Raw genomic sequence first — 22,625 nt, forward strand, 5'->3', positions numbered from 1 at the left:
TGGTGTGGCGGCGCCAAGGAAACCACTGCTACGCACCGGTGCACCTGGATTGTCGTCGCTGTTGAGGTTCTGATTATCCAGCTGGCGGCTGCCATCGTCCTGGCTTGCCACCGGCTGTGACTGGCTGGCGGCAGCGCCACCCATAACCGCCATGCCACCGGCAATATCCGGCCGTGGCGGCAGGGCATAGCTCTGTTTCGCCACGGTGGTGCCCACCGTGCCTGGGCCAGAAAGCGAGCCATCTGGCGCGACCTGAATATAGTCGACGCGCACTTTGGTGTTATTGGATATATTCAGGCGATCGCCCGCCGCGCGCGACAGATCAATAATCCGTCCTGGCGTGTACGGCCCGCGGTCATTGACGCGCACCACAATCTGGCGACCATTCGCCATATTCGTCACGCGAACATAGCTGGGTAGCGGCAGGGTTGGATGGGCGGCAGTCAGCCCGTTGGAGTCAAAGGTTTCACCGATGGCCGTCTGGTTGCCGTCGGCTTCATCGCCATACCAGGCCGCCAGGCCGATTTCGCTGAAGTTCGAAGGATCTTTCACAATACGGTAGGTTTTGCCGTTAACCGAATAATCCTGATTGGTGCCGGGATTAATCGGCTCATAGCGGGGTTCCACACCGCCAATCTCAACCACCGGGCCATTATAAGCCGGTTGCTGAGGCGCTTGTGTCTGCTGATCCGGGGTGGTACATGCTGCCAGTACCAGTGATGCTGCGCCAACCCAAAGCCAATCCTTACGCATGTGAAGCCTCTTAAACGCTTTTTGATAACATTTTTCGATGAGTATGGATCGACATCACGATGCCAAATCCGGCCATAAGTACGATCAACGCAGAGCCACCATAACTGACCAGCGGCAAAGGTACGCCAACTACCGGTAAGATACCACTAACCATACCAATGTTAACGAAAACATAGACAAACAGAATAAGCATCAGACCGCCTGCCATCACCCGACCAAAAGTGGTCTGCGCACGTGCGGCAATAATCAGTCCGCGCATGATCAGCAATATATAGAGCGCCAGCAAAATCAGTACCCCGACTAAGCCTAACTCCTCCGCCAGTACCGCGAAGATAAAGTCGGTGTGACGTTCGGGCAAGAATTCCAGCTGTGACTGGGTGCCGTGCAGCCAGCCTTTACCGCGCAGACCGCCGGAGCCGATAGCGATTTTCGACTGAATAATATGATAGCCGGCACCGAGCGGATCGCTCTCCGGGTCGAGCAGCATCATCACGCGGTCGCGCTGGTAGTCATGCATCAAAAAGAACCACAGCACCGGAATAAAGGCGGCGACTAACAGTACCGCAATGCCGATCAGTCGCCAGCTCATGCCTGCCAGGAACAGGACAAACAGACCGGAAGCGGCAACCAGAATCGAGGTGCCGAGGTCGGGCTGGGCGGCGACCAGTAAGGTCGGCATAAAAATCAGAATCAGCGCGATACCGGTATTTTTCAGCGTCGGCGGGCAGACATCGCGGTTAATAAAGCGCGCCACCATTAACGGCACGGCAATCTTGGCGATTTCCGATGGCTGAAAGCGGACGAAACCGAGATCCAGCCAGCGCTGCGCGCCTTTACTGATATGACCGAAAGCATCGACGGCGATCAGTAGTATCACGCAGACAATATACAGATAGGGCGCCCAGCCTTCATAAACGCGTGGCGGCACCTGCGCCAGCACGATCATCACCACCAGCCCCATAAAAATCTGGCCGACCTTGCGCTCCATCATGCCCGGATCCTGGCCGCTGGCGCTCCACATCACAAAGGCACTGTAAATCAGTAACCCCGAGATAATCACCAGGAAGATCGGATCGATATGGAGTTTGGTCCAGATGCTCCTTTTTTGCGGGCTATCGTTCATGGACATGCTTTATTCACCTTCATAACCTGATGGCATCGGTGGCGCATCAGGCAGATCTGTATTGTTGTCGCCCAGCATAATGTGGTCGAGAATCTGGCGCATAATGGTTCCTACCGCCGGCCCGGCACCACCGTTTTCCAGAATAATGCTGACGGCAACACGTGGCTTGTCGTAAGGTGCAAACGCGGTCATCAGTTTGTGGTCGCGCAGGCGTTCGGCAATTTTATGAGCGTTATAGGTTTCATTCTCTTTCAGGCCATACACCTGAGCAGTACCGGATTTCGCCGCAATTTTATACGGCGCATCAGCAAAGCTCTTATGTGCGGTACCGTTTGGTCGGTTGGCAACGCCGTACATACCATCTTTGGCAATTTCCCAGTAGCCGGAATGAATATCTCCAATCGGCGGCTCTTCGGCTTGCTTATACGGCACCATCACATTGTTAATATGGGTGGCGCGCAGCAGGTGGGGCACTTTGACAATGCCGTCGTTGATCAGCGTCATCATCGCCTTGTTCATTTGCAGCGGTGTTGCCGTCCAGTAGCCCTGGCCGATACCGACCGGAATGGTGTCACCCTGATACCACGGCTTTTTAAAGCGCTTCAGCTTCCAGTCGCGCGTTGGCATGATGCCCGCGTACTCTTCCGACAGGTCGATGCCAGTCAGATGACCATAGCCAAACTTGCTCATCCACTCTGACAGGCGGTCGATACCCATATCGTAAGCCACCTGATAGAAGAAGGTATCCGCCGACTCTTCCAGCGACTTGGTGACATTCAGACGACCATGACCCCAGCGCTTCCAGTCGCGGTAGCGTTTCTCCGAGCCAGGCAGTTGCCACCAGCCGGGATCAAACAGGCTGGTATTTTTGTTAATAACCCCGGCACTGAGTGCCGAGACCGCCACGTAAGGCTTAACCGTTGAAGCCGGTGGGTAAGTTCCCTGAGTGGCACGATTGATTAACGGACGGTTTTCATCGTGCAGCAGGCGATTGTAGTCGGTGCTGGAGATGCCATCGACAAACAGGTTCGGGTCATAACTTGGCATCGACACCAGCGCCAGCAGTTCACCGGTACGCGGGTCGCTGACCACCACCGCCGCACGGCTGCCAGCCAGCAGGGTCTCAATATACTGTTGCAGTTTCAGGTCGATGGTCAGGGTAATATCACGCCCGGCCTGCGGTGACTGTTCATGCAACTGACGAATCACCCGACCCCGGTTATTGACTTCCACCTCTTCATAGCCGGTTTTGCCATGCAGCACATCTTCGTAATAGCGCTCGACCCCTTGCTTGCCAATGTCATGCGTGGCGGCATAGTTCGGCCACTTACCGGCTTTATCAAGGCGTTCCACGTCGCGGTCGTTGATTTTAGAAACGTAGCCAATCACGTGGGTCAGTGCGGCACCATACGGGTAGTAACGACGCTGATAGCCTTTGACTTCAACGCCGGGGAAACGGTACTGGTTAACGGCGAAACGTGCCACTTGCACGTCATTCAGCCCGGTTTTCACCGCGATAGAGGTAAAACGCCGCGAGCGTTTGCGCTCTTTTTCAAACGCCTCGATATCCGCATCGGTCAGATCGACCACCGGACGTAACTCTTCGAGCGTCTGCTTCAGGTTATCCACCTTTTCGGGAACCAGTTCAACCTGATAAATGGTGCGATTAAGTGCCAGTGGAATGCCGTTACGGTCGTAAATAATGCCGCGGCTGGGAGCAACCGGCACCAGTTTGATTCGGTTCTGATTGGAGCGGGTACTGTAATCGTCGAAACGCAGAATTTGCAGATGGTACAGATTGACCACCAGCACGCTGGAGAGGATCAGAATGCCTAAAAAGGCGAGTATCGCACGCCGCACAAACAGCGATTGTTCGGCGGAGTAGTCACGAAAAGAGTTGCGTTGTAATTTCATCCGCTGCTTATTCTATCCGGTTAATGCATACCCTAAATAATTGGCGTTGCCGGTATGCCGGGGCGGCGTTATCGCCGCCCACATAGCCCACACGCACTGCTATGACGGGTATATCGGTTATTCACGATGATAAGGATGATTCGCAGTAATACTCCATGCGCGATAAAGACTCTCAGCAACTAAAATACGTACCAGCGGATGGGGCAGGGTCAGTGCTGAGAGAGACCAGCTCTGCTCGGCAGCGGCTTTACAGGCCGGTGAAAGCCCTTCGGGGCCGCCGATTAACAGGCTGACATCTCGTCCGTCTTGCTTCCAGCGTTCAAGCTGATTAGCCAGCTGTGGGGTTTCCCACTTTTGGCCCGGGATATCCAGCGTAACGATGCGATTACCTTTGCCGACGGCAGCCAGCATCGACTCACCCTCTTTATCAAGGATGCGTTTGATGTCGGCATTTTTGCCTCGTTTGCCTGCCGGAACTTCAGTCAGCTCCAGCGGCATATCTTTGGGAAAACGGCGCAGGTATTCCATAAAGCCGGTTTGTACCCAATCGGGCATTTTGGTGCCTGTGGCAACAAGCTGCAACTTCACGCATTAACCCCAGAGTTTTTCCAGCTCGTACAGTTGACGGCTCTCTTCCTGCATCACGTGCACAATCACTTCACCGAGATCAACCACCACCCAGTCGGCGATGCTCTGACCTTCGATCGCCATTGGAATCAGGCCCGCAGCGCGTGATGCCATCGCCACGTGGTCAGCAATGGCGGCGACATGACGGGTGGAAGTGCCGGTGCAAATAATCATGCAGTCGGTAATACTGGACTTGCCCTGAACATTCAGGGAAACGATATCCTGACCTTTGAGATCATCAATCTTATCAATAACGAAGTCTTGGAGTGCTTTACCTTGCAAAAGGTTCCCCCTCGGGTAGTTGTGTCTGGACGGTTATCTCATAACGAGCGTTGAACAGTCGTTGATAACCGTAACAGGATTTATCCATGGGCAGCAGCCCAAAAAATTAGCGGCGAAGTATATCACGACCCTGGCAGTGAGAGTATAACCCTTCACGATCGATATACGCGCTGACTGCGGCAGGTAACAGGTCGTCACAGGATTCGCCATCATGGCGTCGCTGACGAATTTCTGTCGCGGAGATCGACACCAGTGGCGTATCTGCCATAAAAATCCAGCCTGCAGGTTGTTGGTGCAATGCGCGGGCATCGGTCGTCAGGTGACTGTCGAGCCACTGTTGCAGCTCGGCGCTCTCCATGGTTGCCGGATAGCCGGGACGTTTGCACACCAGCAAATGACACAGCGACAGCAGATCCTGCCAGCGATGCCATTTATGGAGAGTCAGCAGCGAATCCTGACCAATAATAAACGCCAGCGGTTGCTGTTCGCCGCGCTCCTGACGCAGTTCTGCCAGCGTTTCGACTGTCCAGGACGGGGTGGCGCGTTGCAATTCGCGTTGGTCGAGGCGGAACAGCGGCTGGTCAGCAATCGCCAGTTTCACCATCTCCACCCGCTGAGCCGCTGAGGCTTCGGGCTGAGGCCGGTGCGGCGGTACGTTATTGGGTAACAGCGTCACCTGCTGCAAACCCACCTGATGCGCCAGCGCTGCGACCGGATGTAAGTGACCGAAATGAATCGGATCAAAGGTGCCGCCAAACAGCGCATGCAGCGAGAGGTGTTCAGACATCACAAAAGCTCTCAGGAAACGATTTATTACACAGTAGCAGCGACAGCGTTTCCAGCTCTGACCATAACGACTGACCGTAATCCTGCTTCAGCGTCATTTCAATGCGGGTTAACAGGCGAATCGCCTGCAATAACTGTCGTGCATTAATACGTTGCAAAGCATCGCTGAACAACGGGCGACGGTTCTGCCAGACGCGATGCTGATCAAACAGCGTGCGCAGCGCGGTACTGGTCATCTGCCGTTGCAGTTGCAACAAGGTCATCAAATCGCGTTGCAGCGTGCGGATCATAATCACCGGCTCGCTGTCTTCCGCTTTCATCTGGCGCAGGATATGTAACGCGCGTTTGCTTTTACCGGCCAGAAGCGCATCGACCCAGTGAAAAGGGGTAAAGTGCGCGGCATCACTGACCGCCTGTTCAACCCGTGGCAGCGTCAGTTTACCGTCCGGCCATAGCAATGAAAGGCGTTCCAGCGCCTGTGACAGCGCCAGTAAATTGCCCTCATAGCAGTAGCAGAGCAGCTGGTTAGCGGCATCATCAAGCGTCAGCTTCATCGCTTTGGCGCGGGTGGCGACCCAGCGTGGCAGCTGCGCCTGCTCGGGCGTCAGGCAGGGAACCACCACGCCGTTGGTGCTTAAGGCTCTATACCAGGCACTGTTTTCCTGCGCTTTGGTCAGCCTGGGGCTGCGCAAAATCAGCATAATATCGCTGTGCAGCAGGGTCGACAGTTTAACCAGCTGTTCGCCGATAGCGGCATTCGGACCATTATCCGGCAGAATCAGCAGCAGGGTTTGCCGGCTGGCAAACAGGCTAAGTTCCTGGCAGGTACTGAAAATGGCATCCCAGTCGGTGCTGGCATCGAGGGTGACGCTGAAGTGTTCACTAAATTCGTGCTGCTGAGCCGCAGCACGGATGGCGTCCTGACTTTCTTGAAGTAACAGCGGCTCATTGCCGCAGAGCAGATAACAGGCGCGCAGCCCATCCCGAAGCTGCGCGCTGAGTTGCTCAGGATAGATCCTGATCATTGGCGACCGGCTGCACCTGACATCGGTGCGCTGTCGGTCTGAGGATTAACTGTGCTTCCCGCGGCCGCCGCGTTGTTAGCCGCAGCGTCATCAAGGCTCTCCTGCGCAGCGTGTACCGTCAGCAGCTTACGTACCAGCTGTTGTGCGGCTTGCTCGCGCATCTCCTGACGAATGATCTCCTGTTCGGAGTCTTTCGCCAGCGCTGCCAGTGGGTTATCGAAGAAGGATCGATAAACCGTCGCGCTAATTGGATAGATTCCCTTATTCGGCAACAGCACCTGAGCATTGACCGTCATCATCATCGAGTACTCCGCCGTTCTGCCGTCCTGGAAAATAGAGGCGGTATCGCGGCCTTCAGTAGAACCCGTAATGCGCAGCGATGGAATATCATCACGCAGTCCTGGATTATCGACGATCGACACATTATTCAGGCGCAACTGCTCACGCACCGAACGCGCCAGCGGGCCATACGGATCGCTGCTGTCGAGGATCAGGGTTTTCATTTCTGATGGCACCTGAGTGGTGCCACGCAGATGAAAACCGCAACCGGCGGTGACCAGCACCGCAAGGCCTAAAAACAGAGTCAAAATCGGATGTCGCACAGTTCCTCCTGAACTTAACCTACGACCAGGTTAAGCAGTTTGCCGGGGACGTAAATCACTTTACGAATGGTCACGCCGTCCAGATATTTCGCTACCAGATGCTCCTGCGCAGCACGTGCCTGTACCTGTTCCTGAGTGGCATCAGCCGGAACGGTAATTTTGCCACGTACCTTGCCGTTGACCTGAACGACCACCAGCAGCGAGTCTTCAACCATTGCCGCTTCGTCAGCCTGTGGCCACGGTGCGTTATCCACATCCTCGTTGCCACCCAGCGCTTGCCACAGAGTGAAGCTGGCGTGCGGGGTAAACGGATACAGCATGCGAACCACTGCCAGCAGCGCTTCGTTCATCAGCGCACGATCCTGCTCGCTCTCCTGCGGCGCACGACCCAGTTTGTTCATCAGTTCCATAATAGCCGCAATCGCGGTATTGAAGGTCTGACGACGGCCAATATCATCGGAAACTTTGGCGATGGTTTTATGCAGATCGCGACGCAGGGCTTTCTGATCGTCATTCAGCGCCGCGATATCCAGCGCGCTGACCGCACCTTTTTCGGTGTGATCGAACACCAGTTTCCAGACGCGTTTCAGGAAGCGGTTCGCCCCTTCCACACCGGATTCCTGCCATTCCAGCGTCATTTCTGCCGGTGAAGCAAACATCATAAACAGACGCACGGTATCAGCGCCGTAACGTTCAACCATCACCTGCGGGTCGATGCCGTTGTTTTTCGACTTCGACATTTTGCTCATGCCAGCGTAGACCAGCTCATGGCCTTCGGCGTCGGAAGCTTTCACGATGCGGCCTTTCTCGTCACGCTCGACGGTAACGTCAACCGGAGAGACCCAGTTACGCTCGCCGCTCGCCCCGAGGAAATAGAACGCATCGGCCAGCACCATGCCCTGACACAGCAGACGTTTTGCTGGCTCGTCAGAGCTGACCAGACCGGCATCACGCAGCAGCTTGTGATAGAAGCGGAAATACAACAAGTGCATAATGGCGTGTTCGATACCGCCGACATACTGATCGACCGGCAGCCAGTAGTTGGCCGCAGCCGGGTCCAGCATCCCTTTGTCGTAGTCCGGGCAGGTATAGCGCGCGTAGTACCAGGAAGACTCCATAAAGGTGTCAAAGGTGTCGGTTTCACGCAGCGCCGGCTGGCCGTTAACAGTGGTTTTTGCCCACTCAGGGTCGGCTTTAATCGGGCTGGTAATACCGTCCATCACCACATCTTCCGGCAGGATCACCGGCAGCTGATCTTCTGGCGTTGGCATCACGGTACCGTCTTCCAGCGTCACCATTGGAATTGGCGCACCCCAGTAGCGCTGACGGGAAACACCCCAGTCGCGCAGGCGGTAGTTTACTTTGCGCTCGCCAACGCCTTTTTCTGCCAGTTTATTGGCAATAGCGTTGAAGCCTTCTTCATAAGACAGGCCGCTAAATTCACCTGAGTTAAACAGGGTGCCTTTATCGGTCATCGCCGCAGCGCTGACATCTGGCTCGCTGCCATCCAGGTTAAGGATCACCGGTTTGATGTTCAGGGCATATTTGCTGGCAAATTCCCAGTCGCGCTGGTCATGTGCCGGAACTGCCATCACTGCGCCGGTGCCGTATTCCATCAATACGAAGTTCGCGGCCCATACCGGGACTTGTTCGCCGGTCAGTGGGTGGAGAGCAAACAGGCCGGTGGCCATGCCTTTCTTCTCCATGGTCGCCATTTCGGCTTCCGCGACTTTGGTGTTACGGCATTCAGCAATAAAGTCTGCCAGCGCCGGATTGTTCGCCGCCGCCTGTGCTGCCAGCGGATGTCCGGCGGCAACCGCCAGGTAAGTGGCACCCATAAAGGTGTCCGGACGGGTGGTGTAGACCGTCAGTTTTTCGCTGCTGTCGACAACATCAAAGGTGATTTCCACCCCTTCAGAGCGACCGATCCAGTTGCGCTGCATGGTTTTAACCTGCTCAGGCCAGTCTTCCAGCTTGTCGAGGTCGTTCAGCAGTTCATCCGCATAATCAGTGATTTTCACAAACCACTGTGGGATCTCTTTACGCTCAACTTTGGTATCACAGCGCCAGCAGCAGCCGTCGATAACCTGTTCGTTCGCCAGCACGGTCTGGTCATGCGGGCACCAGTTGACTGCCGAGGTCTTTTTGTAAACCAGGCCTTTCTCATACAGTTTGGTGAAGAACCACTGTTCCCAGCGATAGTACTCCGGCTGACAGGTCGCCAGTTCACGGCTCCAGTCATAGCCAAAGCCCAGCAGTTTCAGCTGGTTCTTCATATAGTCGATATTGTCGTAGGTCCACGGCGCCGGAGCAGTATTGTTCTTAACCGCTGCGCCTTCTGCTGGCAGACCAAAGGCGTCCCAGCCAATCGGCTGTAACACGTTTTTGCCCAGCATACGCTGGTAACGGGCGATCACATCGCCGATGGTGTAGTTACGAACGTGGCCCATATGTAGGCGGCCAGAAGGATAGGGCAGCATGGAGAGGCAGTAATACTTCTCTTTGCCTTCCTCTTCAGTCACTTTAAAAGTTTGCTTCTCGTGCCAGTGAAGCTGGACGTGGGATTCTATCTCTTCCGGGCGGTATTGCTCTTGCATGGCTGCCAGTGGTCCTTATGAATAGCTCAATTATTAACTAATTTACTATTTAGATTAGTAGACATCAGATCCGCATAGCATAGCTGATAAGCCTTCGCAGCAACAATAGTTAGCGTCCAGACGAGGCGGATTTATCCTCAAGCCGGAATCTTGCTTGCAGATTTTCACTGTTGTGACGTTGCCGACAGGGCAAACGCCTGGCAGAGGCTATAGTTAAAGGGGGTTATCTTTCAGGATTTTACAGGAGAGAACATGAACAAGGTTGCTCAGTATTATCGCGAATTAGTCGCATCGTTAACTGACCGGCTGAACCAGGGCGATCGTGATATTGATGCGCTGGTAGACAATGCGCGCCAGCGGTTACTGGCTACCGGCGAATTGAGCCGTAGCGAAGTCGAAGGAGTATTGCGCGCGGTGCGGCGCGATCTGGAAGAGTTTGCCCGTAGCTACAGTGAGAATGAGGAAGATCTTAACGACAGTGTGTTTATGCGCGTGATTCGCCAGAGCGTCTGGAAAGAACTGGCCGATATTACCGATAAAAGCCAGCTGGAGTGGCGCGAGGTATTTCAGGATCTGAACCACCATGGGGTGTACCAGAGTGGTGAAGTGGTGGGATTAGGCAATCTGGTGTGTGAAAAGTGCCATTTCACCCGGGCGATTTATACGCCGGAAACCTTAACGCGCTGCACGGAGTGTGGTCACGATCAGTTTCAGCGTCAGCCTTTTGCGCCGTGATCGGCTGTGGCAGCAGGGCGAGGCGAACCTCGCCCATCATGATTAATGCAGGATTTTCGCCAGGAAGTCTTTGGCGCGTTCGGATTGCGGATTATTAAAGAATTCGTCTTTCGGACGGTCCTCAACAATTTTCCCTTCATCCATAAAGATCACCCGGTTAGCCACTTTGCGCGCAAAGCCCATTTCGTGCGTTACCACCATCATGGTCATGCCTTCATTGGCCAGCTCAACCATCACGTCCAGCACTTCATTGATCATTTCCGGGTCGAGTGCTGAGGTCGGTTCGTCAAACAGCATCGCCACCGGGTCCATGCACAGCGCACGGGCAATCGCCACGCGCTGTTGCTGACCACCGGAAAGTTGCCCCGGATGCTTATTGGCATGTGCCGCGAGGCCCACACGCTCCAGTAATTTCAGCCCTTTCTGCCGCGCCTCTTCTTTGTTGCGCTTTAATACTTTGACCTGCGCCAGCGTCAGATTTTCCACAATGCTGAGATGTGGAAACAGCTCGAAATGCTGGAACACCATGCCGACTTTGGAGCGCAGCTGGGCCAGATTGGTTTTTTTATCGGTAACGGTAATGCCGTTGACTTCAATGGTACCTTGCTGAATCGGCTCAAGTCCGTTAACGGTTTTAATCAGCGTCGATTTCCCTGAGCCAGAAGGGCCGCAAACCACCACCACTTCACCTTTTTTCACTTCGGTTGAGCAGTCGGTCAGCACCTGAAAGTGACCATACCACTTGGAAATATTTTTCAGGGTAATCATTTAAACTGTCCTTTTCTTTAAATAGCTGACCAGCATCGAAGCGGAAAGACTGATAACAAAATAGACCAGACCGGCAAACAGAATCATCTCGACCTGGGTGCCATCGCGTTCACCAATGGTTGAGGCGGTACGGAAGAAGTCGGCAAGGCTAAGCACATACACCAGCGAGGTGTCCTGGAACAGGACGATGCCCTGCGTCAGCAGCAGCGGTACCATGGCGCGGAATGCCTGCGGCAGAACGATCAGTTTCATCGACTGCCACTGCGTCATACCCAGTGCCAGCGCCGCGTTGCCTTGTCCGCGTGACACACTAAGAATGCCTGCACGGATAATTTCAGAATAGTAGGCCGCTTCAAACAGTGAGAAGGCCACCATCGCCGAGATCAGACGGATATCGGTTTTCGGCGATAATCCCAGTACCTGTTGCAGAAAGCTGGGCACCACCAGGTAAAACCACAGCAGCACCATCACCAGCGGGACCGAACGGAACAGGTTAACGTACAGTTTGGCGAACCAGCTGATGGGTTTAAAAGTGGAGAGGCGCATCACCGCCAGCAGGGTGCCCCAGATGATGCCGAAAATCACTGCCGTAACGGTAATTTTCAGGGTGATCACCAGTCCGTTCAGCAGATACGGCAGGCTGGGAATAATCGAACTCCAGTCAAACTCGTACATCATTTACTCCCCATATTACCCGGCACGCGAACCTTACGTTCGACCAGGCTCATCATCAGCATAATCACCAGGTTGATCGCCACATACGCCAGAGTGATGGCGGTGAAGGATTCGTAAGCGTGAGCGGAATAGTCCAGCAGCTTGCCGGCCTGGGCGGCCATATCCACCAGTCCGATGGTTGATGCAATGGCAGAATTCTTCACAAGGTTGAGCATTTCCGAGGTCATCGGCGGCACAATCACCCGGTAAGCATTGGGCAGCAGCACATAGCGGTAGGTTTGTGGCAGCGTCAGCCCCATCGCCAGTCCGGCATTTTTCTGACCGCTCGGCAGTGACTGAATGGCCGCACGGACCTGCTCGCAAACGCGGGCGGCAGTAAACAGGCCAAGACAGATCATTGAGGAGATAAAGAACTGAATATTCGGGTCCAGCTCAGCTTTAAACCACATGCCGAGATCTTCACCGACCAGCTCCGGCGCGACCAGATACCAGAAAAAGAACTGCACGATCAGCGGAATATTACGGAATAACTCAACGTAACAGGTGCCGATTGAGGAGAGCAGGCGGTTGGGCACGGTGCGCAGGATGCCAAACAGCGAGCCAATAAAGAAGGCAATAACCCAGGCGCAGACCGACACCGCAATGGTGACCTGAAAGCCTGACCACAGCCAGCCAAGATAGGTGGTATTACCGAACGGGGCCTGTTCTAAAAAAATACCCCAGTTCCAATCGATTGACATAAATAACTCCGGTAAAAAAGGGTAGCGAAGCTACCCTGAAGATTGGTGAGAGGCCCCCGGTAATGTTGTCTGGGGAACGACCAGTCAACATGGTGTCTGTCCGGGCCGGTTATCAACAATCGAGAGGGCAGGCAGGCTGCCCTTTTTTTCATTATTAGTTCAGTGCTTTATCATTCGGCTCTTTAAACAGCGCTTTCATATCATCCGACAGCGCGAAATCCAGGTTCATGTTTTTCGGTGGGATCGGGTTGTTAAACCATTTATCAAACCATTTCGCCGCTTCACCGGACGTTTGCGCCTGGGCAATGGTGTCATCCATCAGCTTTTTAAACTCAGCATCGTTTTTACGCAGCATACAGCCATACGCTTCCTTGGACTGCGGCGTGCCGACGATGTCCCAGTTAGCCTGTTTTTTCGCTTTCGCGCGCTCACCGGCCAGCAGTGCATCGTCCATCATAAAGGCCACCGCGCGACCGGTTTCCAGCGTGCGGAATGAGTCGCCATGGTCTTTGGCACTGATAATGCGCATCTCCATTTTCTTCTCGTCATTCAGCTTATTCAGCAGAATTTCGGAAGTGGTGCCGGAGGTGACAACCACGGTTTTGCCTTTAAGATCGCCGAAGTCCTTAATCGCGCCGCCTTTTTTCACCAGCAGGCGCGTACCGACCACAAAAATGGTGTCAGAGAAGGCAGCCTGTTTCTGACGCTCAAGGTTGTTGGTGGTGGAACCACATTCAAAGTCGAAAGTGCCGTTTTGCAGCAGTGGAATACGGTTCTGCGAAGTGATGGGCAAATACTTCACTTGCAGATCAGGTTTGTTCAGCTTTTTCTTCACCGCCTCAACAATGGCGTTGGAATAGTCCTGCGAATAACCGACGACTTTTTGCTGGTTGTCGTAATAGGAAAAAGGAACAGACGATTCGCGATGGCCGACCACGATAACGCCATTTTTACTGATTTTATCGAGAGTGGTCATTTGCTGCTGTGCAACCGCAGCCTGGTCTGCTGTTTGCGGCTTTGCATCTTCTGCATGAGCGATACCGGAGGCTAATCCAGCCAATGCAAGGCTAAGCCCCAGTTTCCGTAATTTCATGTTCCAACTCCTTTGTCGTTTTGACACAAAAATAAAACTGCGCCGATTATGATGTTGTGTGTAATTCCAGCTGCGTTGCTTCTGATAGCCGTTCACTTACTGCTCTGATAGCTATTAAAATAGCGGAATGTTAACGCCATGAAACAAAAAAGTTTCTTTTTTGCGAACTCGCCCGCACCAATACAAGGCAATTTTTTTGGCTGTGCTCCGCCTTGGGGCAAGTTGTGAGCCTCAACAGTGCAAATCAATTTTTCATTGCGTTACAGGGCAGTCTCAGCAGCAGATACACTGAAAGAGGTAGCAAGCATCATGCCAAATGCGTTAAGCAGGGAGAGAGAAGGATTGTGTGCCAAATCGATAACATAAAACTCTGCCACCTCAGTTAATTTAGGTGGCAGAAGGGAGGGTTATCGTTGCGCGGAGATCAGTACCATCATCGGCCGCTCTGCCTCTTCAGCCAGCGCCGGGAACGAGGCAATCTGCTGCGCATCTGGCCCCCACTCATTCACACAGCGAAGAGTAAAACCGGCAGCCATCAGCGCATTTAAGGTGGTGCCAAGGGTGCGATGGTATTTTATTACTCCGTCTGCCAGCCAGTTGCTAATGCGCTGGCCTTCATATTGATAATTATTGACCGCCCAGGACCGCTGGCCATCTTCATCAGTCAGCCAGCCCTGGCGAACTGGACAGGTGTAGATGGGATGTTCGGTGGTGAAAACCAGCCATCCACCGGGTTGCAGCGCTTGAAAAATGGTGGCCAGCAGCGGGGCGAGATCGGGCAGATAATGCAAGGTCAGTGAGCTGTATACCAGATCGTACGCCTGGCTGGGCAAGGTGAGATTCCCGAGATTGCCAGCCTGGTAGGTGATGCCGGAATCGTGAGTCAGCTCGCGTGCTCGCGCCAGCATTTTCTCAGATAAATCGATACCGGTCACTTCGGCGGCGCCAGCAGCCCGTGCAGCGCGGCAAAACCAGCCGTAGCCGCAACCGAGATCAATAACCTTTTTACCGGTCAGGTCCGGCAGCATGACCTGAATCGCCGCCCATTCGGGGGCGCCTTCCAGGCCTAACTGCGAGCGGGGGAGTTGTGCGTAACCATCGAAGAACGCCTGATTGTCGTAAATATTTTGAGACATGGTAAACCTCTTAAATGTCCGGGGGCCTCTGAATGAGGCAAAAAAAAACGAGCAGGGAATGCCCTGCTCGTTATGAGTCGTTGCCATAAGGCAATTCATACGAAAAGGGCCATGGATGAAAAATCATCCATGGCCCTGAATTCCTCGCCACATACCTTGCATCACCGCTTATCTGAACGCGGATAAAGTAACCTGGCGATAAATGGATGGAGGTTAACCCTCCCGATCAGGCTCTGAACAATGCTTCATCGCAAGCGAATGTCAGAGCAAACTCGGGTAACGAGTTGATCCGAAGCGAACAGGGTTAGCATGTCAGTTCCTGAATGAAAAAGTAGATGTGAGTCATACTAGCGTTGGGCTAATAAGCCGTCAACCCGGCCCTGTGGTCTTCGCAAGGGGCAAACTAACAGCTACAGACCGTGACTGAAGGGGGGCGGCGGAAGAGCCGCCCTGAGCACAGAATATCGTCAGGGCGGCGTCAATACCGTGCCTCATCGGAAGAGAAATCAGCGCGGCTTACGCAATCCGAATATTGCCGCAGCAACGCCAAACAGCAGAGTGATAAGCCACACCGGCCAGTTGCCGAAACGTGCGTATGGGGTCAGGCCGGTGGTTGGCGTGACCTGTGCGTCCAGCACCTCGCGGGTAAACTGCGGGATAATTTTCTGCACTTCACCGTCAGCGGTAATCACCGCAGTGACACCATTGTTGGTGCCGCGCAGCAGCGGACGCCCCAGTTCCAGCGCACGCATGCGCGCCATCTGGAAGTGCTGCCACGGACCAATCGAATGACCGAACCAGGCGTCATTGGAAATCGTCAGCAAGAAATGGGTATCCGGGCGGAAGTTATCTCGCACCTGCTGGCCCAGCACAATCTCATAGCAGATGGCCGCCGTCAGGTTATAGCCTGCCACATCCAGTTGTGGCTGCACGTAATCGCCACGGCTGAACGAGGACATTGGCAGGTCGAAGAACGGCGCCAGCGGGCGCAGCACGCTTTCCAGCGGGACAAACTCGCCAAACGGCACCAGATGGTTTTTCTGATAGCGATTGCCGCTGTTGTAATTGTAAGGCTGCTTACCGCCCAGCACGATAATTGAGTTGTAATCATGGTAGCGATTACCCTCAAGGCGTGAATCAACGATACCGGTAATCAGACTACTGCCGGACGCGCGCAGTTCAGCATCCAGCGACTTAATAAATGGCTGCTGATTGACTTCAAGATCAGGAATAGCCGATTCAGGCCAGATAATAATCGGTGACTTGCCGAAAAACGGACGTGAAGCCTGACTGTAAACGCGCAGTGTTTTCAGCAGTTCGTTGGGATCCCACTTCATCGACTGGGCAATATTGCCCTGCACCAGTGCTACATTCACTGCGCGTTCAGGTAACGGCTGATACCAGCTAAGCTGACGCAGCGGCCATGGCAGTAACAGCAGGGCAATCGCGCCGACAGCGGCCAGCAGATGGCGCTGCGTAACCGCATACGCCAGCAGGCCGGCAATCATCATCAGCACAAAGGTAATCGACTCGACGCCGAACATCGGTGCCAGGCCTTTCAACGGGCCGTTAATCTGGCTGTAGCCAAATTGCAGCCACGGGAAGCCGGTCAGTATCCAGCCGCGTAAAAACTCGGTGATTTGCCACAGTACCGGTGCCGCCAGCACCAGACGCACCAGCGAGGTGCGCGGAAACAGGCGGTTAAGTAATGCGGCAAACAGCAGGGTGAACAGCGACAGATACGCCGCCAACAGCACCACCAGCAATACGTTTACCGGCCCTGGCATACCGCCAAATGTGGCAATGCTGACGTAGACCCAATTGATACCACTACCAAACAGTCCCATTCCCCAGATAAAGCCAATGGCAGTGGCCTGAGGCGTGGTGCGGTTCAGTGTTAAAGCCAGTAAACCGACCAGTGAAACCAGTGCGGCGGGCCAGAAATCATAGGGCGAAAATGCCAGCGTGCCACAGGCACCTGTAATCAGCGCCAGTAGCAGGCGAACCCGCTGACGCTGGTAAAGTGAGGCGATAGCCATAGATCAATTATTCTTCCAGTTGGGGTTGCGGCGAATTTTCCGGAATTTTAACGTGGACCTGAATGATGCGTCGACTGTCGGCCATAGCAACTTTGAACTGGTAGCCATCAATGTCGATGCTTTCACCGCGTGCCGGCAGATGACCAAACCCTTGCATCACCAGACCGCCAATGGTGTCGACCTCTTCATCGCTGAAGTTGGTTTCAAACACTTCATTGAAGTCTTCAATCGGCGTCAGCGCGCGAATGGTGTAGGTGTGGCGGCTAAGCTGACGGATATCGCGATCTTCTTCATCGTCATATTCATCTTCAATTTCACCGACGATCAGCTCGAGGATATCTTCGATAGTGACCAGACCAGAAACACCGCCAAATTCGTCAATCACAATTGCCATATGGTAGCGCTGGGAACGGAACTCTTTCAGCATGCGGTCAACACGCTTACTTTCCGGTACCACCACCGCCGGGCGCAATACTTTTTCCATGCTGAATGGCTCAGAGGCACTGCTCATAAACGGCAGCAGATCTTTGGCCATCAGAATCCCTTCAATATGATCTTTATCTTCGCTGATTACCGGAAAACGCGAGTGCGCGGAGTCGATAATTACGGCAAGACATTCGTCGAGCGTCTGGTTACGTTTTAACGTCACCATCTGCGAACGGGGGATCATAATGTCGCGAACGCGCTGTTCCGCAATATCCATCACACCTTCCAGCATGTCACGGGTATCGGGATCGATCAGCTCGTTCTGTTCAGAGTCGCGAATCAGTTCCAGCAAGTCATCACGGTTTTTGGGCTCGCCGTGAAAAAGCTGATTGAGGATAAGGGTAAAGAATCCCTTTTTACTACTGGGACTGTCGCTGTTTTGTGAATGGTCGTCGCTCATGGCGTTTTTGTTAAGGTCTCTCTTTTGGGGATCGGTCTGCCAACGCACTGCTGACAGCTGTGTAATTCTGCAGAAGCCGGCAGCAGAAATCGGCTGCCGGTTGCCATTACGGCTCTTCTTTCTCCGAAATGTACGGATCGGGGTAACCAAGAGCAAGCATTATCTCGGTTTCCAGCGATTCCATCTCTTCGGCTTCGTCATCTTCGATGTGATCATAGCCAAGTAAATGCAGACTGCCATGAATCACCATATGTGCCCAGTGGGCCAGCAGCGCTTTCTGCTGCTCAGCGGCTTCCTGCTCCACCACCTGACGACAAATAATCAGGTCGCCAAGTAGCGGCAGCTCAATACCGGGCGGTGCCTCGAACGGAAATGACAGCACGTTAGTCGGTTTATCTTTACCGCGATAGGTCATATTCAGCTCGTGGCTTTCCGCTTCATCAACGATGCGGATGGTCACTTCACTCTCTGGCTGAAACTGGGGTAAAACCGCGTCCAGCCAGTGCTGAAAATCAGCTTCCTGCGGTAAACCTTCGGCAGACTCGCTGGCGATTTGCAGGTCGAGAATCACTTCACTCATTTCTGCTCCTGGGCAGCTTGTGCGGCAAGGGCTTCGCGCTTACGCTCTTCAGCCTGTGCATCGCGGCGTTTCTGATCGGCTTCTTCCCATGCCTCATAGGCGACCACGATACGGGCAACCACCGGATGGCGTACCACATCTTCGCTGTGGAAGAAGTTAAAGCTGATCTCTTCAACATCGGATAATACTTCAATCGCATGGCGCAGACCGGATTTCAGGTTGCGCGGCAGGTCGATTTGCGTCACGTCACCGGTGATCACCGCTTTCGAGTTGAAGCCGATACGCGTCAGGAACATCTTCATCTGCTCGATGGTGGTGTTCTGACTCTCATCAAGAATGATAAAGGCATCGTTAAGGGTACGACCGCGCATATAAGCCAGCGGCGCAACTTCAATCACGTTGCGCTCCATCAGCTTCTCTACGCGCTCAAAGCCCAGCATCTCGAACAGGGCGTCATACAGCGGACGCAGGTACGGGTCGACTTTCTGGCTGAGATCGCCTGGCAGGAAGCCCAGTTTCTCACCGGCTTCCACCGCCGGACGCGTCAGCAGAATACGACGGATCTCCTGGCGCTCCAGCGCATCAACCGCGGCGGCCACCGCCAGATAGGTTTTACCGGTACCGGCCGGACCAATACCGAAGGTAATGTCGTTATCAAGAATATTGGCGATGTACTGTGCCTGGTTAGGTGTGCGCGGTTTGATCACGCCACGCTTGGTCTTGATATTTACCGCTTTGCCGAATTCCGGCACGCTGTCGGCGCTCTGTTCCAGTACGCGGCTCTCTTTGATCGCCAGATGAATCTGTTCGGGATCGATGTCGGTACTGTTACCGCGCACTGGTGCCGTTTCAACATACAAATCGCGCAGGATGTCCGCAGCGGCATTCACCACCAGTGCGCGACCAACCAGCTTAAAGGCGTTGTCGCGACGATTGATCTCAATGCCCAACCGACGTTCCAGTTGCTTAATGTTATCGTCAAACGGCCCGCACAGGCTGAGTAACCGGCGATTATCGGCGGGTTCTAACACTATTTCGCGAGTTTCGATATTCAAACTAATCCTTTGGGTCGCTCAGGGCCAGTTACAGGGATAAGGGAACAATAGCTTGCTGACCGGCAATGCCGGATAACTGACTTTTCAGGTCAGCGCCATGACATGAATTATTTATGTCCGTGCAAAATGTCGCAAGCGAGAGAGCAGATATTTGGGCGCTGCTTTCAGAAAGCAAGAGCAACGGGGTGAAATTGCGCGGCGAGCCGGAACGCTCGCCGCAGTATCGTCGGGGAATCAAGGCTGGAAGGTACCCACACCCAGCTCGTTTTCTTTACGCGTACGCGCAATCACTGAGGCCGGGCTTTCAACCACCCGCAGACCCAGCTGATCTTCGGTGCGTACTAATTTGCCGCGCAGCGAGTTGGTATACACATCAACGATTTCAACATCGACGAATTTACCGATCATCTCCGGGGTGCCTTCAAAGTTCACCACGCGGTTATTCTCCGTGCGGCCTGACAGCTCCATCACGTTTTTACGGGAGGTGCCTTCCACCAGAATGCGCTGAACCGTACCCAGCATACGACGGCTCCACGCCATCGCCTGCTGGTTAATGCGATCCTGCAGAATATACAGGCGCTGCTTTTTCTCTTCCTCTGACACATCATCTGGCAGGTCGGCCGCTGGCGTTCCCGGACGGGCAGAGTAGATAAAGCTGAAGCTGACATCAAAGTTTACATCGCCAATCAGCTTCATGGTCTGTTCAAAGTCAGCCTGGGTTTCGCCAGGGAAGCCGATAATAAAGTCTGAGCTGATCTGAATATTGGGCCGTGCTGCAATCAGTTTGCGAATAATGGCTTTATATTCCAGCGCGGTGTGCGCGCGTTTCATCAGCGTCAGAATACGGTCAGCACCGCTTTGCACCGGCAGGTGCAGGAAGCTGACCAGCTCCGGCGTATCACGATAGACATCGATAATGTCGTCGGTGAACTCGATCGGGTGGCTGGTGGTAAAGCGGATACGGTCGATGCCGTCGATGGCCGCCACCAGGCGCAGCAGGTCGGCAAAGGTGCAGATTTCATTGTCGAAGGTCATGCCGCGATACGCATTGACGTTCTGACCCAGCAGGTTCACTTCACGGACGCCCTGTGCCGCCAGTTGGGCGATTTCAAACAGAATATCGTCGCACGGACGGCTGACTTCTTCACCGCGGGTATAGGGCACCACGCAGAAGGTACAGTACTTATTGCAGCCTTCCATAATCGACACGAAGGCGGTCGGGCCGTCAGCTTTCGGCTCTGGCAGCCGATCGAATTTCTCAATCTCCGGGAAGCTGATATCCACCACCGGGCTTTTGGAGCCGCGCACGGTGTTAATCATTTCCGGCAGGCGATGCAGCGTTTGCGGGCCGAAGACGATATCGACGTAATGCGCGCGCTGACGAATATGATCCCCTTCCTGCGATGCCACGCAGCCACCGACGCCGATAATCAGCTCGGGATTGCGTTCTTTCAACGTTTTCCAGCGGCCCAGCTGATGAAATACCTTTTCCTGCGCTTTTTCGCGGATCGAGCAGGTATTCAGCAGCAGAATATCGGCCTCTTCAGCTACCTCAGTGAGGGTATAGCCGTGAGTCGTTTCCAGCAGGTCAGCCATCTTTGATGAATCGTACTCGTTCATCTGACAGCCCCAGGTTTTAATATGCAGTTTTTTTGTCATCGACATGCCATTACTCAATGCAGAAGGGGGGGCAGGGCTCGTATTGTAATGCTTACATGCTGTTGTGACCAGCATACCCTTTCAAACTGGCGGGAGATGTGGCTGACCGCCGGGCGAATTATGCAAGTGGGGCGGGCGATTCTGCTTGTCCGCTGAAAATCCGGTACACTTTAGCGTAAAGCACTTTCTGACTTAACGGCCAGCCATCCCCGGCCGCATAAGGATAATACTATGCAAGAAACACATTTTGATGTCGTGGTAGTCGGTGGCGGCATGGTGGGCGCAGCGCTGGCCAGCGGTTTGGCGCAACAAGGATTTTCGATTGCGGTACTGGAGCAGGAGCAGGCGGCGGAGTTTGATGCGCAAAGTGACCCTGATGTGAGAATTTCTGCGATTGGCAGCGCATCAGTGGATCTGCTGAAACAGCTTGAGGTATGGCCCGCCATCGAGCAGATGCGTTCGGCTGCCTATCGCCAGCTGGAAACCTGGGAGTGGCAAACCGCCTGTGTGAGCTTTGATGCCGCTTCGCTGGGATTACCTGAACTGGGGTATATGGTGGAGAACCGGGTGTTGCAGCGTGCGCTGTGGCAGCGTTTGCAGCAGCAGCCGCAGGTGACACTGTTCTGCCCGGCCAGCCTGCAAAATATTGAGCAGCGCAACGGCGGCTGGACGGTAACGCTGAATAACCAGCAACAACTGACGGCGCGGCTGGTGGTGGGTGCCGACGGGGCGAATTCGCAGGTGCGTCAACTGGCCGGCATCGGTATTCATGGCTGGAACTATAGCCAGTCCTGCATGCTCATCAGTATTCGTTGTGAACATCCTGCCGGGGATACCACCTGGCAGCAGTTTACCCCGCAGGGGCCGCGGGCGTTTCTGCCGCTGTTTGATCACTGGGCATCGCTGGTATGGTATGACGCGCCAGCGCGTATCCGCCAGTTACAGGCGATGCCGATGGCACAACTGCAAAAAGAGATTCAGGCCAGCTTCCCGGCGCGCTTAGGGCGTTTTAGCGCGGTCGCCGCCGGTTCCTTCCCGCTGGTGCGACGTCACGCTACCCACTATGTGATGGATGGCTTAGCGCTGGTCGGCGATGCGGCACATACCATCAATCCGCTGGCGGGGCAGGGGGTGAATCTGGGCTATCGCGATGTTGACGCCTTGATTGACATTCTGAGCGAGGCGCGCAATCAGGCCGAGGACTGGGGGGCGAACCGAGTGTTGCAGCGCTATCAGCGAAAACGTCAGAAAGATAACCTGTTGATGCAGAGCGGCATGGATCTGTTCTATTTCACCTTCAGTAATCAACTTGGCCCGCTGAAAGTGATGCGTAATCTCGGATTGATCGCCGCGCAGCATTCCGGCGTGTTAAAGCGTCAGGCACTGCGTTACGCGTTGGGATTGTAGTCAGAGAGGTAGGGGAGTCGTTTTCGGCTCCCGCCCTGATGACAGGTAGGGTGCCAGCTAATGACTCGGGTGACTCAGGCGGCGAAAACGCCTTCCCTACAAACAGACGTAAAAAAGCCCGCAAAAGCGGGCTTTTTTACTGA

Annotated in this window: 20 protein-coding genes and 1 pseudogene; 2 read left to right on the plus strand and 19 right to left on the minus strand. The window is 54.3% G+C overall.

What is annotated here, in order from left to right; translation table 11 throughout:
• The 9 genes and pseudogenes from rlpA to leuS all read right to left on the minus strand — a co-directional run.
• A pseudogene (gene rlpA, locus NG42_RS12690) lies at positions 1-753 on the minus strand (endolytic peptidoglycan transglycosylase RlpA); the annotation flags it as partial.
• 10 nt (positions 754-763) lie between these two features.
• Positions 764-1,876, minus strand: a complete 1,113-nt coding sequence (mrdB, locus tag NG42_RS12695; protein ID WP_052899855.1) for a peptidoglycan glycosyltransferase MrdB — start codon at positions 1,874-1,876, stop codon at positions 764-766.
• A 9-nt stretch (positions 1,877-1,885) separates the two neighbouring features.
• Positions 1,886-3,790, minus strand: a complete 1,905-nt coding sequence (gene mrdA / locus NG42_RS12700; RefSeq protein WP_052899804.1) for a peptidoglycan DD-transpeptidase MrdA — start codon at positions 3,788-3,790, stop codon at positions 1,886-1,888.
• A gap of 117 nt (positions 3,791-3,907) precedes the next feature.
• Positions 3,908-4,378, minus strand: coding sequence for a 23S rRNA (pseudouridine(1915)-N(3))-methyltransferase RlmH (gene rlmH, locus NG42_RS12705; RefSeq protein ID WP_052899805.1), 471 nt, complete (start codon positions 4,376-4,378; stop codon positions 3,908-3,910).
• Between the two features lie 3 nt (positions 4,379-4,381).
• On the minus strand, positions 4,382-4,699 hold the full coding sequence (gene rsfS / locus NG42_RS12710; protein WP_052899806.1) for a ribosome silencing factor: 318 nt from the start codon (positions 4,697-4,699) through the stop codon (positions 4,382-4,384).
• A 106-nt stretch (positions 4,700-4,805) separates the two neighbouring features.
• Entirely contained in the window at positions 4,806-5,486 is a 681-nt protein-coding gene (gene nadD, locus NG42_RS12715; protein WP_052899807.1) for a nicotinate-nucleotide adenylyltransferase, read from the minus strand.
• The gene (holA, locus tag NG42_RS12720; protein ID WP_052899808.1) at positions 5,479-6,510 is read right to left on the minus strand and encodes a DNA polymerase III subunit delta; all 1,032 of its coding nucleotides are present in this window, start codon (positions 6,508-6,510) and stop codon (positions 5,479-5,481) included. The genes nadD and holA overlap by 8 nt, the downstream gene beginning before the upstream one ends.
• A complete protein-coding gene (gene lptE / locus NG42_RS12725) occupies positions 6,507-7,112 on the minus strand; it encodes an LPS assembly lipoprotein LptE (RefSeq protein WP_052899809.1) in 606 nt (201 codons plus the stop codon). Before lptE ends, holA begins: the two co-directional genes overlap by 4 nt.
• 14 nt (positions 7,113-7,126) lie before the next feature.
• Positions 7,127-9,709, minus strand: a complete 2,583-nt coding sequence (gene leuS, locus NG42_RS12730; protein WP_052899810.1) for a leucine--tRNA ligase — start codon at positions 9,707-9,709, stop codon at positions 7,127-7,129.
• 252 nt (positions 9,710-9,961) lie between these two features.
• Between leuS and NG42_RS12735 the strand changes: the two genes are divergently transcribed.
• Positions 9,962-10,444, plus strand: coding sequence for a zinc ribbon-containing protein (locus NG42_RS12735; protein ID WP_052899811.1), 483 nt, complete (start codon positions 9,962-9,964; stop codon positions 10,442-10,444).
• A gap of 42 nt (positions 10,445-10,486) precedes the next feature.
• Here the strand turns inward: NG42_RS12735 and NG42_RS12740 are convergent, their stop codons facing one another.
• From NG42_RS12740 to miaB, 10 genes are all read right to left on the minus strand, one after another.
• Positions 10,487-11,212 carry an amino acid ABC transporter ATP-binding protein gene (locus NG42_RS12740; RefSeq protein ID WP_052899812.1) on the minus strand — a complete coding sequence of 242 codons (726 nt, stop codon included), beginning with the start codon at positions 11,210-11,212 and terminating at the stop codon, positions 10,487-10,489.
• On the minus strand, positions 11,213-11,887 hold the full coding sequence (gene gltK / locus NG42_RS12745; RefSeq protein ID WP_052899856.1) for a glutamate/aspartate ABC transporter permease GltK: 675 nt from the start codon (positions 11,885-11,887) through the stop codon (positions 11,213-11,215).
• Complete coding sequence (locus tag NG42_RS12750) at positions 11,887-12,627, minus strand: amino acid ABC transporter permease (protein ID WP_052899813.1); 741 nt, start codon at positions 12,625-12,627, stop codon at positions 11,887-11,889. Before NG42_RS12750 ends, gltK begins: the two co-directional genes overlap by 1 nt.
• A gap of 154 nt (positions 12,628-12,781) precedes the next feature.
• Entirely contained in the window at positions 12,782-13,720 is a 939-nt protein-coding gene (locus tag NG42_RS12755; RefSeq protein ID WP_052899814.1) for a glutamate/aspartate ABC transporter substrate-binding protein, read from the minus strand.
• A 407-nt stretch (positions 13,721-14,127) separates the two neighbouring features.
• On the minus strand, positions 14,128-14,856 hold the full coding sequence (locus NG42_RS12760) for a class I SAM-dependent methyltransferase (protein ID WP_052899815.1): 729 nt from the start codon (positions 14,854-14,856) through the stop codon (positions 14,128-14,130).
• A gap of 506 nt (positions 14,857-15,362) precedes the next feature.
• The gene (gene lnt / locus NG42_RS12765) at positions 15,363-16,895 is read right to left on the minus strand and encodes an apolipoprotein N-acyltransferase (protein ID WP_052899816.1); all 1,533 of its coding nucleotides are present in this window, start codon (positions 16,893-16,895) and stop codon (positions 15,363-15,365) included.
• A 7-nt stretch (positions 16,896-16,902) separates the two neighbouring features.
• Positions 16,903-17,781 (minus strand): CNNM family magnesium/cobalt transport protein CorC, encoded by an 879-nt coding sequence (corC, locus tag NG42_RS12770; RefSeq protein ID WP_052899817.1) that lies wholly within the window; start codon positions 17,779-17,781, stop codon positions 16,903-16,905.
• Positions 17,782-17,887: 106 nt separating this feature from the next.
• Complete coding sequence (gene ybeY / locus NG42_RS12775) at positions 17,888-18,361, minus strand: rRNA maturation RNase YbeY (protein WP_052899818.1); 474 nt, start codon at positions 18,359-18,361, stop codon at positions 17,888-17,890.
• Positions 18,358-19,416, minus strand: a complete 1,059-nt coding sequence (locus NG42_RS12780; RefSeq protein ID WP_052899819.1) for a PhoH family protein — start codon at positions 19,414-19,416, stop codon at positions 18,358-18,360. Before NG42_RS12780 ends, ybeY begins: the two co-directional genes overlap by 4 nt.
• Positions 19,417-19,650: 234 nt before the next feature.
• Positions 19,651-21,075 carry a tRNA (N6-isopentenyl adenosine(37)-C2)-methylthiotransferase MiaB gene (gene miaB / locus NG42_RS12785; RefSeq protein ID WP_052899820.1) on the minus strand — a complete coding sequence of 475 codons (1,425 nt, stop codon included), beginning with the start codon at positions 21,073-21,075 and terminating at the stop codon, positions 19,651-19,653.
• A gap of 231 nt (positions 21,076-21,306) precedes the next feature.
• Between miaB and ubiF the strand changes: the two genes are divergently transcribed.
• A complete protein-coding gene (gene ubiF, locus NG42_RS12790; protein ID WP_052899821.1) occupies positions 21,307-22,482 on the plus strand; it encodes a 3-demethoxyubiquinol 3-hydroxylase in 1,176 nt (391 codons plus the stop codon).
• The last annotated feature ends 143 nt before the right edge of the window (positions 22,483-22,625 follow it).

Source organism: Winslowiella iniecta, from assembly GCF_001267535.1.
Classification (GTDB): Bacteria; Pseudomonadota; Gammaproteobacteria; order Enterobacterales; family Enterobacteriaceae; genus Erwinia; species Erwinia iniecta.

What these genes read in the sequence shown, in the direction of transcription:
- mrdB (WP_052899855.1), bottom strand. Translation starts at nt 1,876, where the DNA reads ATGAACGATAGCCCGCAAAAAAGGAGCATCTGGACCAAACTCCATATC.
- mrdA (WP_052899804.1), bottom strand. Translation starts at nt 3,790, where the DNA reads ATGAAATTACAACGCAACTCTTTTCGTGACTACTCCGCCGAACAATCG.
- nadD (WP_052899807.1), bottom strand. Translation starts at nt 5,486, where the DNA reads ATGTCTGAACACCTCTCGCTGCATGCGCTGTTTGGCGGCACCTTTGAT.
- holA (WP_052899808.1), bottom strand. Translation starts at nt 6,510, where the DNA reads ATGATCAGGATCTATCCTGAGCAACTCAGCGCGCAGCTTCGGGATGGG.
- leuS (WP_052899810.1), bottom strand. Translation starts at nt 9,709, where the DNA reads ATGCAAGAGCAATACCGCCCGGAAGAGATAGAATCCCACGTCCAGCTT.
- NG42_RS12735 (WP_052899811.1), top strand. Translation starts at nt 9,962, where the DNA reads ATGAACAAGGTTGCTCAGTATTATCGCGAATTAGTCGCATCGTTAACT.
- NG42_RS12740 (WP_052899812.1), bottom strand. Translation starts at nt 11,212, where the DNA reads ATGATTACCCTGAAAAATATTTCCAAGTGGTATGGTCACTTTCAGGTG.
- gltK (WP_052899856.1), bottom strand. Translation starts at nt 11,887, where the DNA reads ATGTACGAGTTTGACTGGAGTTCGATTATTCCCAGCCTGCCGTATCTG.
- NG42_RS12750 (WP_052899813.1), bottom strand. Translation starts at nt 12,627, where the DNA reads ATGTCAATCGATTGGAACTGGGGTATTTTTTTAGAACAGGCCCCGTTC.
- NG42_RS12755 (WP_052899814.1), bottom strand. Translation starts at nt 13,720, where the DNA reads ATGAAATTACGGAAACTGGGGCTTAGCCTTGCATTGGCTGGATTAGCC.
- NG42_RS12760 (WP_052899815.1), bottom strand. Translation starts at nt 14,856, where the DNA reads ATGTCTCAAAATATTTACGACAATCAGGCGTTCTTCGATGGTTACGCA.
- lnt (WP_052899816.1), bottom strand. Translation starts at nt 16,895, where the DNA reads ATGGCTATCGCCTCACTTTACCAGCGTCAGCGGGTTCGCCTGCTACTG.
- corC (WP_052899817.1), bottom strand. Translation starts at nt 17,781, where the DNA reads ATGAGCGACGACCATTCACAAAACAGCGACAGTCCCAGTAGTAAAAAG.
- ybeY (WP_052899818.1), bottom strand. Translation starts at nt 18,361, where the DNA reads ATGAGTGAAGTGATTCTCGACCTGCAAATCGCCAGCGAGTCTGCCGAA.
- miaB (WP_052899820.1), bottom strand. Translation starts at nt 21,075, where the DNA reads ATGACAAAAAAACTGCATATTAAAACCTGGGGCTGTCAGATGAACGAG.
- ubiF (WP_052899821.1), top strand. Translation starts at nt 21,307, where the DNA reads ATGCAAGAAACACATTTTGATGTCGTGGTAGTCGGTGGCGGCATGGTG.